This is a genomic window from Shewanella morhuae (assembly GCF_003028295.1).
In the GTDB taxonomy this organism is placed as follows: domain Bacteria; phylum Pseudomonadota; class Gammaproteobacteria; order Enterobacterales; family Shewanellaceae; genus Shewanella; species Shewanella morhuae.
The window spans coordinates 1612235-1628102 of record NZ_PYSG01000002.1; the positions used below are offsets into that span (position 1 = coordinate 1612235).

7 protein-coding genes are annotated in these 15868 nt (G+C 47.3%); 6 read left to right on the forward strand and 1 reads right to left on the reverse strand.

The features are described from left to right. Nucleotides 1-15: 15 nt before the first annotated feature. From C9I43_RS07655 to C9I43_RS07680, 6 genes are all read left to right on the forward strand, one after another. The gene (locus C9I43_RS07655) at nucleotides 16-1098 is read left to right on the forward strand and encodes a DUF58 domain-containing protein (RefSeq protein ID WP_107883033.1); all 1083 of its coding nucleotides are present in this window, start codon (nucleotides 16-18) and stop codon (nucleotides 1096-1098) included. After that, nucleotides 1095-3227, forward strand: a complete 2133-nt coding sequence (locus tag C9I43_RS07660; protein WP_107883035.1) for a transglutaminase TgpA family protein — start codon at nucleotides 1095-1097, stop codon at nucleotides 3225-3227. The genes C9I43_RS07655 and C9I43_RS07660 overlap by 4 nt, the downstream gene beginning before the upstream one ends. A 147-nt stretch (nucleotides 3228-3374) precedes the next feature. Continuing rightward, nucleotides 3375-7151 carry an exodeoxyribonuclease V subunit gamma gene (gene recC, locus C9I43_RS07665; protein ID WP_107883037.1) on the forward strand — a complete coding sequence of 1259 codons (3777 nt, stop codon included), beginning with the start codon at nucleotides 3375-3377 and terminating at the stop codon, nucleotides 7149-7151. After that, nucleotides 7148-10918 (forward strand): exodeoxyribonuclease V subunit beta, encoded by a 3771-nt coding sequence (gene recB, locus C9I43_RS07670; RefSeq protein WP_107883039.1) that lies wholly within the window; start codon nucleotides 7148-7150, stop codon nucleotides 10916-10918. The genes recC and recB overlap by 4 nt, the downstream gene beginning before the upstream one ends. Next, on the forward strand, nucleotides 10915-13140 hold the full coding sequence (recD, locus tag C9I43_RS07675; RefSeq protein ID WP_107883041.1) for an exodeoxyribonuclease V subunit alpha: 2226 nt from the start codon (nucleotides 10915-10917) through the stop codon (nucleotides 13138-13140). The genes recB and recD overlap by 4 nt, the downstream gene beginning before the upstream one ends. Before the next feature lie 165 nt (nucleotides 13141-13305). Then, nucleotides 13306-14319, forward strand: coding sequence for a D-alanine--D-alanine ligase (locus C9I43_RS07680; protein WP_107883043.1), 1014 nt, complete (start codon nucleotides 13306-13308; stop codon nucleotides 14317-14319). A 133-nt stretch (nucleotides 14320-14452) separates the two neighbouring features. Here the strand turns inward: C9I43_RS07680 and C9I43_RS07685 are convergent, their stop codons facing one another. Beyond that, nucleotides 14453-15667, reverse strand: coding sequence for an RsmB/NOP family class I SAM-dependent RNA methyltransferase (locus tag C9I43_RS07685; protein ID WP_107883045.1), 1215 nt, complete (start codon nucleotides 15665-15667; stop codon nucleotides 14453-14455). Nucleotides 15668-15868: the final 201 nt, after the last annotated feature.

The window sequence follows — 15868 nt, forward strand, 5'->3', positions numbered from 1 at the left end:
GGAAGTGATGCAAGCGTGAAACGACTGGCGGTTACAATTTTAGCCCCGATTTGGCAGCGTTGGTTAGTAAGGAGCTTACCACCGAATCCTGAAATCATCTTAAGCCATCGCAGCATTTTTATTTTGCCGAGCGGTTTTGGCTTAGTTTGGCTTAGTCTGATTTTACTCTTATATCTGTTTGGTACTAACTATCAAAATAACTTAATCATTGGCCTCAGTATTTTACTTTTAAGCCTGTTTAATACCTGTATTCTCTACAGTTACAAAAATCTAGCTGGCCTACATTTACGCGCCATGACGCCGCCAGAAGTCTATGCGGGCGAAACATTAACCTTTCCCGTCCTCATTAGTACCCATCACAGTAGCCATAATATCCAGCTTAACTATCCGCATAATCGCACTTATACAGTGCAAAACGTCAACGCCGATGAACAGCAAGCGCTGGTGCCTTTTGAGTATAATCAACGGGGAAATATGTCACCGGGGCGGCTCAAAATTGAATCCTTTTATCCCTTAGGGCTGTGCCGCGCATGGTCCCATGTCGATTTAGCCATTAGCCACTTAGTTTTTGCAAAACCAATGGAAGCGCCGTTACAACTTGAGGCAGACAATGTTCAATCAGAGCAAGATCCGCTGTTACTTGCGGGTAAACATGTAGCGGGTATCGATGAATTTAAAGGTCTTAAACCCTATGTGCTCGGTGAATCCCTTAAGCAAGTGGCGTGGAAACAATGGGCGCAAGGGCGCGGCATGCTCAGTAAAGAATTTCAACAGCCCCAAGGCGAGCCTGTTTGGTTAAGGCTCAGACCCGATGCTAAACGGCTCGAAACCCAGTTGAGTCAGTTAAGCTGGCAAGTTAATAAACTTACGCAACTCGAGCAGTATTTCGGTTTACACCTACCCATACTGATGGGCGAGGATATCCTGATTGCGCCCGCTATCGGCAATAACCATAGGATCGCCTGTCAAAAAGCCCTCGCCTTGTATCCACAAGCGCCGTCAGCTGTTAATTCGTCATCAGCGGCGAAGCTCTCGAATAAAACAGATAAAGCCAGCAGCAAGAAGCGCCATATCCCTATCTCGAGGGAACAGGCATGAAATTACTTGCCAACAGCACGACACCGCAAATCGGCGAAAATATCGGCCGTCATACACTCTTTTGGTTATTGATCACCAATATCGCTGTATTAAGCCCATTGTTTGATAAAACCACGCCTTGGACGTTAGGGATTTGCGCGATTTGTTTGCTGTGGCGCATAGGTATTTATGTCGGCAAAGTGGCAAAGCCGCCGCGTTTTCTGGTAACCAGTCTTGCAATAGGCGCCGCCACCACATTGGCATTAGTCTCAAAGCAAATTGGCTTACTGAATGCGCTAGTGAATCTATTACTCTTAGGTTATGCCTTAAAATACATTGAAATGCGTAATCAAAGGGATGTGCGCGTTGTCGTGCTCGCGGGCTATTTTATTATCGCGCTGACATTTATTGATCACCAATCCCTACTGAGCACTATGCATCTACTGGTGGTTACGCTAATCAACACTTGCGTACTGGTGACGCTATACCAAGATAAACACTCCTTCAAACATACAGCTTGGCTCGGTGGTAAATTTTTACTACAAAGTGTGCCTCTCGCGCTGCTGTTGTTTTTAGTGTTACCGCGATTTGCGCCGCTCTGGTTAGTGCCTAACATGAAAGAAGCACAAACGGGTCTGTCCGATAATCTAGCTATTGGTGATATCGGCAAGCTCACCCGTTCGACCGAACTTGCCTTTAGGGCGGGGTTTTCCAATGCAACCCCCACCAATGCCGAGTTATATTGGCGTGCCCTAGTAATGGAAAACTATGACGGTGTCACTTGGCGCCAAGACGCAGAAATTAAAAAATTGCAAAAAGAGGCACTGCAGTTTCCGCCATCACGGCCCAGCCCCGCGTTAATGATTAATAACCCTACTTTGATAAGCAGCAAGCCTCAAAATGCTGCGCAAGATAATAGCCACAGCATTCGTTACCAAGTGATTGCTGAGCCGAGCCACCAGCCGTGGTTATTTGGTCTGGATGTGGCCTATAGCCAAGATGATAATGTGGCCAATCTACCCGACTATCGGCTATTAGCCCTGCGTAATGTCGACCAACGCATGAGTTATCAAGTTGAATCTTGGCCCAAGGCGAAGATGGATCTCATGCTCTCAGCGCAACAAAGGCAGATTAACCTCGAGCTGCCGAGTAATAGTAATCCGCGTACTTGGGCACTGGCAGCACAGTTTAAGATGCAACATCCCGAGCCTAAGCCACGATTGTCGGCCATGATGCGCCATTTCAATAGTGAACCCTTTTTCTATACGCTCACGCCACCTCCCCTTGGACCGCAGCAAGTGGATGATTTTCTATTTGAAAATAAAGCCGGATTTTGTGTGCATTATGCCGCAGCATTTATTTTTATGGCGCGGGCATCGGGCTTACCTGCACGTATGGTGACAGGCTATCAAGGCGGAGAGTTTAATCCACAGGCGGGTTACTACAGCGTTTATCAATATATGGCCCATGCATGGACAGAGGTTTGGCTTGAAGGTGAAGGTTGGGTGCGTTTTGATCCGACCGCGATGGTGGCGCCCGAACGCATCGAACAAGGGTTTGACGCTCAGTTTGACCCAGAGCAAAGTTACCTGCAAGCAAGCCCTTTTAGTAGTCTACGGTTTAAATCTATGCCTTGGCTTAACGAGTTAAGACAGCGTTTTGCCAGCATAGATTACTACTGGAGTGTGTGGGTGCTCGGTTTCAACCAAGATAAACAAAAGCAAGTGCTCAGCGGGATTTTAGGCAAGGTGACTAACACTAAAATTGCACTATTTATGGGGCTGTGTATCGGCCTTATCGTGCTTTATATCGCCTACAGTGCAGGGCTATTACACGTTAATACTCAGGGCGACCCCATCAGTAACCGCTATCAACTCGTCTGTAATCGTCTTGCCCGCCATGGCATTAAACGCAATGACAGTGATGGTCCCAATCAATTTTCCCAGCAGATAATCGAGCAATACCAGCACAGTGCACCAACACTCTGCGCGCTGGTTCAAACCATGACGCAAAGTTATGTGGCACTTAAATACCAAGCGTTACCCGCTGAGGACTATCAACGGCATTTAAGCGAATTTAAAATGGCGGTAAAACAACTTAATAGGTACTTATTTAACGCGAAGGTGCGAGCTAAGCTCAATCTAGCCTAACACTCGCGAGTATTTAGAGGTTTAAGCTAACCAATGCTCCCAGTAAATACCTAAAATTACGGGTAAATCCCACAGATGCAGCAATAGTGTTGAATCTTATAAATCAAACACATAGAATTGTTTTACTGTCACCATGCCGAGTTGCACATGCTTAAGTTAATCCAGTCCAATCAGATGGAAGTGCTCTGCGCCCATTTAGCCGCTTACCTGACCCAACCCCTTGCTTTTGCACGTCTACTGAGTAACGAGCATATTCTGGTGCAGAGTCCCGGCATGTCGACTTGGCTGCGCCTCGAAATCGCCAAACAAAATGGTATTGCCGCCGCATTAGCGTTTCCACTACCATCGAGCTTTACTTGGCAGTTGTGCCACGACTTATTGCCCAATGTGCCTAAGGATAACGCCTTCACTAAGGCGGCAATGACGTGGAAGCTAATGCAACTCTTGCCGCGCATGTTGCAAGATGATGCCTTTGGGCCATTAAGACACTACCTAGGTAATACGCTAGGCAATAATGTTTCTAACGAAAATACCGCTGATACGAGTGAGCGCCTCAACACTAGCACCATGATGGCTGACGACATTAAGCTATACCAACTCTGTGGCCGCATCGCCGATATTTTCGACCAATACTTAGTCTATCGCCCCGATTGGATTTTAGCGTGGGAGCAAAACGAGCATCCCGAATCACTCACCAAGCCGCTGAATGAAGACCAACGCTGGCAACCCATTTTATGGCGCGCGCTCATTGCCTTTAACCGCGATGAGCTTCATCAAAGCCATTACCACAGGGCCAATCTGCACAGTGACTTGATTGCCGCGCTGAATAATCTCGACACGTCACTCGCCAAATTGCCGCAACGTTTATTTGTGTTTGGCATTTCATCTATGGCGCCGCAAACCCTCGAGGTGCTTTATCATCTGGCAAGCCGTATCGATGTGATCGTGCTGGGTTTAAGTCCGTGCCAGCATTATTGGGGCGACATTATCGACCCCCGTAATCGTGCCCGTATGGCGGTGCAATATGCGGGTAAACGCCAATTAGCTGAATTATGGGAGGATAAACTCGAAGTGGGCAATCCGCTACTGGCTAATAACGGTAAAATGGGCCGTGAATTACTCGATATGCTGCTTGAGCTCCCCACCGAACACTGCGATTTTGGTGATGATGTTTATTGTGAGCCCTGTGACGATCCTAACGATCCCACGAGTCAGGCCAGCATGCTCCACGGGGTGCAATACGATATTTTAGAGATGCAAACCTTAGACCGAGTGCTAGGGCCAGATGCCGAGCTTTATCAGAATGTTGAGAACAGACGTTTACTTAAGCGCGACGATGAGTCGATTCGCGTTAAGAGTTGTCACAGCCCACTACGTGAAGTCGAAACCCTGCACGATCACTTGCTTGAATTACTCAGCAACCATGCAGACCTAACTCCCAAAGATATCGTGGTGATGATGCCCGATGTCGCTGCTTATGCGCCCTACATCGATGCCGTCTTTTCAGCAAAGCAAGGACTGCATTACATTCCCTACGCCATTGCCGACCGCGGCGCAGCGCAGGAATCTCCGCTCATCAACAGTTTTTTAAATTTACTGGGTATTAATCAGAGCCGTTTTGGCCTAACCGACATTTTGAGCATACTCGAAGTGCCCGCCATTTTGCGCCGTTTCCAACTCGATGACGATGAGTTGCAACTGATCCGCCGTTGGTTAGATGAGGCTGGTGTACGCTGGGGCCGTGATGAACAAAGCCGACTTAAACAAGGCGTGCCGGCATTTGAGCAAAACTCCTGGGCGTTTGGTATTAAAAGACTGATTTTAGGCTATGCCTTAAGTGATGATGCGCCGCTGTATCACGACCAATTAGTGGTAACCGGTATCGAAGGCCAATCAGCGCAAGCGCTGGGTAAATTACTTAACTTTATTGAAGTGCTCGATGAAACGGCGCAAATACTCGCACTGCCGCAAATTGGCGTACTGCGTTTAAGTGAATTAACTGAACTGCTAGATGCTTTTTACGACACAGATGAAGACGAGCGCGAGCAGTTACAAGAAATCCGCGATGCCATTGCCGCCCTAGAGCAAGAGCTGCTCTCGGCGGGCAAACCCTTGGATTCAAACTCGTTAGATACAAGTATGTTCGAGAAGCTAGCCCAACAGAGCATAAGCGGACTGAGCCTCAGTATCGAAGTGCTGCAGCAGTGGTTTAATCAACGCTTAACCGAATCTCGGGTCGGCCAGCGTTATCTTGCCGGTAGCGTGAACTTTTGTACCTTAATGCCAATGCGCTCTATCCCCTTTAAGATAGTGTGTTTACTTGGCATGAACGATGGAGTGTATCCTAGGGTTCAGCATCCTGTCGGTTTTGATCTAATGGCGCACTTTGGTGCCCGGAGGGGCGATCGCTCCCGCCGCCTCGATGACAGATATTTGTTTTTAGAGGCGTTACTATCGGCGCGTGAGCAACTGTATATCAGCTATATCGGTCGTAGCGAACGGGATAACTCTGAGCGTATCGCCTCTATGCTGGTCTCTGAACTAATAGAATATTGCCAGCTGTGTTATCTGCCTGAAACGCTATTGGCTGAATCGCAAAATGCTTCAAGCCCCATAGATCCAGAGGATGCCGAAAAAGCGCTTTATAAAGCGATTGTTAGCCACCAGCCACTGCAACCCTTCGATCCTAAGTTGTATCAGTCCGTAGTAAAAAGTGATGACAAAGATGGCTCAGGCAATAAATCAGGCATAGGCCAAAGTTACAGCCAGCAATGGTGTCCACCTAATGCCGATAAAGCGGGCGTACATGCGAGCCGCTTTATCGACGCGCACACCCGCATCATACTCGAAGCGGATGAGCAAGATTCAGTATTAGAGACAAATGCACAGGCCGCTTCACAGCACGAACAGCAGCAAAGCAAACAAGTGGACGTATCTGCCTTAATCCGTTTCTTTCGAAATCCGGCGCAGTATTTTTTCAACCGAACCTTAAAAGTCGACCTTAGCCTTAATATTCAGGCCGATGATAATGACGAGCCCTTTAGCTTAAATGCCTTAGAGCGCTATATGTTGCAAGCTCAGTTACTCGACGATGCCATAGGTAAAGGGGCAACTGAGCCCGATATTGAACTGATTAAACGCCTCAAAGCCAGCGGCTGTTTGCCGATGCAGCCCTTCGATGATTTGCTGCTGCGCCAATATCAGCACGATATTAAACCATTGATTGGCAGAACCTTGTTCCTCAAAGGTGAACAGGCAAGCAGCCATGCCGATATTAACCTCGCCTTTGACTTACCCATCACGCCGGATAAATCTTACAAAGTGCTACTGCAAGGTCGTATCGATGATATCAGCCCTAAGGGATTAGTGAATTATCGTCCCGGTAGCGCCCATGGCCGCGATGTACTGAGGTTGTACCTTCGCCACCTGTGCTTAATGGCGATGGGACACACACATGCAAGCTATCTACTCGACATGGGGCATTTCCACGCCCTAGCGCCAATCACCGCTGAGCGCGCCCATACGTTACTCGCTGATTTATTGGTACTGTTTTACCAAGGTCAGCAATACCCGCTGTGTTTTATGCCGCGCACCTCTTTGGCCTATGTCAGCAGTGAGGGCGAGCACGATGAACGCTTACAGCAAGCGTTACCTGAATGGCTGGATGAGCAGAGTCAATTAGGTGAAGCTGCTTTTGGAGAAGGGAATGAACCTCATTACCAGCGAGTATTCAGTTTTCCGCGGGATTTCTCTGAGGATAGCTTTGGCGCATTAGCCGAGCGCATCTATCGCCCTATGGTGAGTTTATATCTCAAAGGCGCACTGGCTCAGCTTGAGGAATTTGCCCTTAACGATGGTATGAGCCAAGGCCAAGCAAGTGCCGCACATTTAAACCGCAATAACGTGCAGGGAGAACCCGCATGAGCGAACCTATTCCATTGAACGCACAAGAATTAAGTGCAGGCGCACAGGCACTTAACCCACTCACGTTGCCCTTTGGCGGTAGCCGTCTGATTGAGGCCAGTGCTGGCACAGGTAAAACCTACACCATTTCAGGTCTTTATTTACGCTTATTACTGGGCGATGGCATAGCAGCGCCGCTGACCTGCGAACAAATTCTTGTAGTAACCTTCACTAATGCCGCCACCGAAGAGTTACGGGATCGTATTCGTCGTCGTATTCAAGTTGCCTTTAAATGCTTTTTAGGTTTACCGATTGCCGATCCCTTTGTGCAGGCATTATATGACAACACCCCTGAGCGTGATCGCGCCATTGCTCTGCGGCGTTTTGATCTCGCCCTTAAGTCCCTCGATGAAGCGGCGATTTTCACCATCCACGGTTTTTGTCAGCGTATTTTATCGGATCTCGCCTTTGAGTCATCTTTGCTGTTCGAATCGGACTTTACCTTAGACGATAGCGAATTTTTGCACCATGCGGTGCGGGATTTTTGGCGTGAGGCCTGTTATCCGTTGCCCGATTACTTAGCGCAAATCATTGCCAAGGAATTTGGCGAGCCCGATGGTTTAGTCAAACAGTTGCGGCCACTCCTTGGTGCCAGTCAAGCAAAGCCGCTTAAAGCTGCGCTTAAGTTTGATGTCTTAGCCCTGTCACTGCGCCAGAGTGTCGAGCGCTTTAAATTAGTCTGGCCGCGGGGTCGCGATGACTTATTAGAATTACTGCACAGTTTACCGCTAAATGGCACCCGTTTTGGTAAGGCGAGCGACAAGTACCCCAAACTCGCCGCCATGTTCGATGAGCTGGATAACTGGCTCGCCTTCGGTTATGGGCTGCCGCCACTGAAAGAGTTAGCCGCCTTGTCCTTGTCTGAGTTAAAACTCAACAAGGGCGGCGTGATCCCAAGCGTAAGTGAAGCGCCGCTGATGGATCATATGGAGCAGCTAGCTACATTAATTGCCGCCATTAAACCGGCATTTTTATTTAGCGCCAAACTCAGGATCAGCGAGCGCTTTAGCGAGCAAAAACAGCAAAAGAACGTGCTAACACCCGATGATTTACTCACGACCTTAGCAAGCGCGCTAAATGCCAATAATGAAACCTTGCCCAAAGCCGTGGCGGCGCGTTTCCCGGTTGCGCTTATTGATGAGTTCCAAGATACCGATCCGCTGCAATTTGCTATTTTCTCTGGTATTTACCAAGGCCGTTACCCATTTGAGCAGCAAGATAAAGACGATACTGAAAACAAACTCAGTCTATTGATGATTGGCGATCCTAAACAAGCCATTTATGCCTTTCGCGGCGCCGATATTCATACCTATATTGAGGCGCGTAATCATACGCAGGCACACTATCATCTGGATACCAACTACCGCTCCAGCGCTAACATGGTGGCAGGGGTTAACCATCTATTTAGCCAGTATCCCGATCCTTTTATCAGCCAGTCGATCCCCTTTGATAGCGTGAAAACGCCCAGCAGTGCTAAAGATAAGACTCTCACTGAAAAAACCGCTAATCCGGCCGCCTTAAGAGTAAGACTCTTGAGTGAAAGTGAAGATAACGGCCTCAACAAGACCACTGCCAGACACATATTGGCCGAAGATGCGGCGGCAGAAATCACTCGCTTACTAACAGATGCAGCCAATGGCGAGTGCCACAGCCCGAAAGGGCCTTTGATTGCTAAAGATATCGCCATCCTAGTGCGTGATCGTAACGAAGCCGCGGTGATGAAAACGGCATTGAGTAAACGTCACATAGGCGCGGTATTTTTAAGTCGCGACAGTGTGTTTGATACCCTAGAAGCGCGGGAAATGGCGTTAATTTTGCGATCATTAGCAGATCCGAAGGATGAACGGGCGCTGCGTAGCGCACTAGCCACGGCATTATTAGGTTATAGCGCCGAGCAAATTCATGCCTTTAACCAAGATGAAGAGCAGCGACAACTGCTGTTAGAACAGTTTTTTAACTTAAACCAAGTGTGGCAAAAACGCGGAATCATGCCCGCGCTACTCAGCCTTGCCAATAGTACTAAGCTGATTGACCGTTTACTGCACACCACAAGTACTGATATTCAAGAACAAGACGCCACTAACGGCGAACGTCGTTTGACGGATTTTCGCCACCTTGCCGAGCTATTACAGCAAAAAGCCACCGAGCTTGATGGCATTAGCGCCCTACTCAATTGGTATGAGCAACAACTGATTAATAATACTGGCACCGATGAACAGCAGCTGCGCCTCGAAAGCGAGCAGAATCTAGTACAAATCGTTACTATTCATAAGAGTAAGGGCCTTGAGTATCCCGTATGTTTTGTGCCCTTTGTCAGCCTAGCCCGTGACAATCGCCGCCGCCCAACACCTATGCTGTATCACAGAATCAACGATGCTGGTGAGCAAGAGTTAGTGTGGGATATCGAAGGTACGGATGAGGGTTGGGAGCAAGCAAAACAGGAAACCTTGGCCGAAGACTTGCGCCTCTTGTATGTTGCGCTCACTCGCCCTGTATATTTATGTTACTTGTATGTTGCTAACCACAGTCGTCAGCTTAAAAATGGCCTTAAAAGCCAGCTACATGAAACCGCTATCGGCTATCTATTAAATATAGGCGACTCAGAATGTGATTTTGCCCGTATCTGCAATGCAGCGCAGCAGCTCGCCCAAGGTGTAGATGCCATTAGCCTTGATAAGGTACCCGATAGCATAGATGAGCGCCCATTGCCCTCAAGTCAAGATAGCGCACAAGTGTTATGCGCGAAAACCTTAACTCGCCAATACAATACGCCGTGGCGAGTTGGCAGTTATTCAGGTCTAGTTAAAAATACCAGCCATGGTAAAGCTGCGCCTGGCGCGGATGATGAAGCATTGAGTGTGCTAGACACAGTCCAAATTTCAACCACAGATAGCCCCCCGCAGGATGGTATGCTCAATCGCTTTAACTTTGAGCGCGGCGCCAATGCCGGTAGCTTTATGCACTTAGTGTTAGAAGAGATTGATTTTACCAAAGCAGATATCGACTTACCGCTGCAATTACCCAAAGCCATGCTGCAATATGGTATCGCCCCCGAGTGGCAAACGGTATTACATACTTGGTATTTAGATTTACTACATGCCCCACTTGGGCTAATGCCAACAACAGAGCCACCAACATCGGTGTTTATAAATGATTTCAAGACGGCCAAACCTGAACATCCAAATCTGTGTTTAGCCAAGTTATCACCGCAAGATACCTTAGTCGAAATGGAATTTTATTTACCCCTAAGCGAGCTTAAAGATACTGAACTCAATGCACTACTGCAGCAGTTTGGCTATGAGTCGACACTTAAATTTGATGAACTTAAGGGCATGCTCAAGGGTTTTATCGACTTAACCTTTGAATATCAAGGTCAATATTACATCGCCGATTATAAATCGAATCATTTGGGCGACAATATCAATGCCTATCATCAGAGCGCGCTGCAAAGTGCAATTACCGACCATAGGTACGATTTACAATACATTCTTTACTCATTGGCGCTGCACCGATATTTAAGTTTGCGCCTGCCAAGTTACGACTACGACAGCCATATCGGCGGTTGTTATTATTTGTTTTTACGGGGCATGTCGGCGCAATATCCCGGCTATGGTATTTATTACGACAAGCCGCCGAAGGCACTTATTCTCGCGCTGGATTCACTTTTTAATGACAATTTATTTCACAGCAAATCACCCCGTAAAACTGATGCAGGAGTCATAGCATAATGCGCTCAACTCAACGGCTAAATGCACATTCACTCACCGCGGCGAAATGGATAGACCATGGTGCAATCCAGCTTAGTGCAGCGTTGCCAGAACTATTGAAGCTGTGGGAGCAGGAACGACTGCTCACGCCACTTGATAGACATTTCGCGCTCCAGATGAGTCAGTTGCATCCCAGTGATGGCCAGCAACCCCTGTTTATATTGCTGTGTGCGCTATTAAGCCAGCAATTATCTTCACAGCACAGCTGCCTCGTGCTCGCCCATATCATGCCGCTTAATCCCATGGCCGAGCAAACTAGCCATTGTAAAATCAGCTTAAGTCTAGAGGCGTTAACACAGAGCTTGCAAACCTTTGATGCAGTTGGAATAGCGGGTAGCAATAAACCGCTTATTTTTGACAATGGCAGGCTATATTTGCAGCGTTACCATCAATTTGAAACCTCAGTGGCCGCCTCATTAATCCGTTTATCTGGCGCCGTATCAGAGCACGTATTAGAGCACGTATCAGTAGATACTCACGCTCAAGATCAAATTAAAGATACTAAGTTGAGGTCACGTTTAGATCAATTATTCCCTGCCAATGCACTCGCTGATCATGAACTTATTAACAATGAAAACGCCGCGATTATCGACTGGCAAAAAGTGGCTACTGCCACAGCACTAGGCAAAAAGCTATCGGTGATCACTGGCGGCCCGGGTACAGGTAAAACCACCACTGTGACTAAGCTTTTATTGTTGCTGCAAATGGAGTCTATGCAGGAAATACGCTTAGTGGCGCCCACAGGAAAAGCCGCAGCCCGCTTAAGCGAATCGATTAAAGCCTCAAAAGCCCGTCTAGCAAAGGAGCTCAACGCCCATGCTGATATTGGTGCCAATAACCAAGACTTTCTAACGGCGTTAGGGCGTATTCCAGAAGAAGCCTCAACCCTGCACAGACTGCTCGGGGTGATCCCAAATTCAGCGCACTTTCGTCACCATCAAGGCAATCCGCTGCGGCTCGACTTGTTAATCGTCGATGAAGCTTCCATGGTCGATTTGCCCATGATGTATAAACTACTGAGCGCATTGCCCAAGCACGCCAGTTTGATTTTACTTGGCGATCAAGACCAACTCGCCTCGGTAGAAGCCGGTGCTGTACTCGCGGATATTTGTGCAGGTCTTAAAATACCAGCAGATCCCAATCACCCTATTCCAAACAATAATTTTCTAAACAACAATGAGTTAAATAAGAGTCCTCAGTGGCAAATGCGCTATTCCAAAGAGCAAGCTGAGCGCCTGTGCGCCTTAACGGGTTTTGAATTAACGCCTTATATCAGTGATGTCCCTAAACTTGGCGATAGCTTGTGTATGTTGATGCACAGTCACAGATTTAAAGGCGATGCAGGTATTGGACTGCTTGCTAATGCCGTCAATCGCGCGGATCTTCAAGGCATTATGCAGGTATGGCAACAAGGCCCAGCGGAATTAAGCTGGCTAGAACACAGCATGCTCGTAAGCCAAACCCAAGCGAAAGTGAACGAACCTGCCAATAACACTGGGCTTAATTTATTGCTCGAACAAGCCTGCAACCAATATGGCGACTATCTTCGCGCATTGAACCACGCTGTAGATAACAATGATTTAGGCACTCGTCCAAGTACCGCTGACATCATAGAACGCTTCAACCAGTACCGTATATTGTGCGCCATGCGCTCAGGTGATTATGGGGTCGAAGGTATCAATCAATATGTGACTCAGGCACTTGCCAATGCCAAGCTGATTAAACCGCTGCAGGAGTTTTACCTAGGCAGGCCTATTATCATCCAAAGCAATGACTATAACTTAGGCCTGTTTAATGGTGATATCGGGCTAATTTTGCAGGATGAAGATAAACCCGAGCGGTTAATGGCGCATTTTATTAAAGCCGATGGCAGCCTGCTAAAAGTCTTACCCGCTCGTTTACCTAGCCATGAAACCTGTTACGCCATGACAGTACACAAAAGCCAAGGTAGTGAGTTCAGCCGCGTTGCTTTAGTGCTACCGCCAAATCCAAGTTTAGCCCAGTGGCAACTGCTGACTAAAGAGTTGGTCTACACCGCCATCACCCGCGCTAAAACCCACTTTACCTGCTTAGGTACCCAACAAGTGTTCGAACGCGCAAGCAGCCAAGTGACTCAACGGGCATCGGGCCTTGCTGATAGACTCTGGTCAAACAATTCACAAACCAGCTCACTTGCGAGTTAAACCCAACGAGGAATGCGCTAAAATTCGCCACTTAATAGCGCCAAGGCACCAAAGCCTTGCACTCATAGGGGCAAGAAAACTAAGATGTCAGCGGCTGTACTATTGGATGATATACATATAGCCACTGGCCGATATCATCCGACTTTGCTCACTTGAGGAATCATAATGTCTAAGATCAATCTACTTCTGCTGTGCGGTGGCGGAAGTGCCGAACACGATATTTCATTAATGTCGGCCAATTATTTTGAAACCTCATTGGCAAAGTCCGAGAAATTTTGCGTATTGCGCGTCGAGCTGGATAAATTAGGTCAATACCGCACCGTCGCAGGTGATGACTGTGAACTAACCAATAGCCGTGAAATTCGCTTCCGTGATCAAAGTAAAGCACCTTGGCCAGTCGATTACGTCATTCCTTGCATTCATGGTTACCCTGGCGAAACCGGCGACATTCAATCTTATTTTAATCTGATCCAACTGCCCTATTTTGGCTGCGAATCCGAAGCTAGTAGCAATTGCTTCAACAAGATCACCGCTAAAATGTGGTTCTCTGCCTTAGGCATTCCCAATACACCGTATATTTTCTTGAATCAGTTTGATGATGCGGCGATTGAGCAAACTCAAGCGGCATTAGCGCAATGGGGATCCATCTTCGTTAAAGCGGCATCACAGGGTTCCTCGGTTGGTTGTTACAAAGTCGATGATCGCGATAATGTTGCAGCCGTACTTAAAGATGCGTTTGGCTATGCACCCTATGTGATAGTTGAAAAAACGATTAAAGCCCGCGAATTAGAAGTGGCGGTATACGAGTACAACGGTGAAGTGGTGGCAACCGTACCAGGTGAAATCATTTGTGATACCAATAACTTTTATACCTTCGATGAAAAGTACGCCAAAAACAGCAAAGCACGTACCGATGTTGTGGCACAAAATGTTTCAGCTGAGATCAGCGAGCAAATTCGTGCCTATGCGATCAAAGCATTTAAGGGCATGAAACTGCGTCACCTGTCGCGTATCGACTTTTTCTTAACCGAGGATAACGAGATCCTGCTAAATGAAATCAATACCTTCCCAGGTTCTACGCCGATTTCGATGTTCCCCAAAATGCTACAGAATCACGGGCATGACTTTACTGAATATTTGAGCCTAGTGATTAACGGCCAGTTAAAAGCTAACGCTTAATACCAATTCAATAACTGCTAAAACAATTAGAGCGCCCTAGGCGCTCTAATTGTTTTTACAACTAATTTTCGAAGTGCTAATCACTCGCTAGGCACTTACATTTACTCAAGCGACTGACCTTAACGGTAACGCTTTATTCTTGAATGCGTTCCAATTTTGCAATGTAAAATCCATCAAAGCCGCTATCGGCTGGGCTAATGCTTTCATCTTCAATTAAACGGAAATTAGGGTTTTGAGCTAAAAAGGTATCCACTTGACCACGATTCTCGCAGGGGAAGATAGAACAGGTAGCATACACAACAATACCGCCAACTTTAACCATGCGGCTGTAACTGCTTAAAATATGTTGTTGTAGCTCCATTAATACTGGTAAACGTTCAACGGTATCGCGCCATTTTGCATCGGGGTTACGCTTTAATACACCTAAACCCGAACACGGCACATCGAGTAATACACGATCGGCACTGAGTTTTAAGCGTTTAATGGTTTTACTACTGGTGATAACGCGGGTTTCAACATTATGTGCGCCATTACGTCGAGCACGCTCTTTGAGTTTATCGAGTTTCCACTGCTCCACATCCATCGCCAACAGGCGACCTTTACCCTGCATTTGCGCCGCAATATGTAAGGTTTTACCACCCGCACCCGCGCAAGCATCAATCACTTTCATACCAGGTTTGGCATCGAGCGCCGCCGCTACGCGCTGCGAGCCTGCATCTTGCTGCTCAAACAAACCGTCTTTAAAGCTTTGAGTACGAAACAAAGCAGAATCTGAGGTCACTTCAAGGGCTGAATCCACCCCATCAACCTTAAGCGTACTAACAAACTCAGCGGCAAGTTTTGCAGCCAATTCATCACGCGTCACTTTAAGACCATTGGCGCGTAAAAAACGCTTCGGTGCTGTGCTTAAGGCTGCACGCTCTTTTTCCCAAGCATCGCCTAACTGCTCATGACCCATAGTATCAAGCCATTCTGGACAACCATCCCATAATACCGGCTTAGTTTTCGCTTGCTCGACACGATCGGCTAAACGTGCCTCATCGACTTGCAGCGAATATTGCATTTTAGGCAGTTCAAGCTCATGGAATAAATGCCACGCATTAAGCAATTTAGAACCAAAACGTTCCATCTCATCTGGACTGATTTCCGCCAGATAACAATATAAATTTAAACGACGTAGGATATCACCCGTCGTTAATGCGATACGCGCCTGCTCGGCGGGCACCAATTGCAACCCAGAAAAATGCTGAGAATAGGCCCGATCTAAGGGTTTTCCTTGGCTCAGCACCATAGTTAAGATACTGATCACTAATTCGTTCGAACTGGCAGAAAGCGGAGAATTCAACATTTAAAAGGTCACCATGGATTATAAAACCGGAGGATCATAGGAGGTCAGGCTTCAATACGCAAGCACACTGGCGCCGAGCGAAGGTTAAAGTGGAAAAAAGATCAGAGAAACACCCCTGTAGATACACAAAACCTATTCCGAATGCAGGTTATTTAGGTTGATGTTTAGATTCATAGCTAAAGCTGCTGCAAATATTCAGGA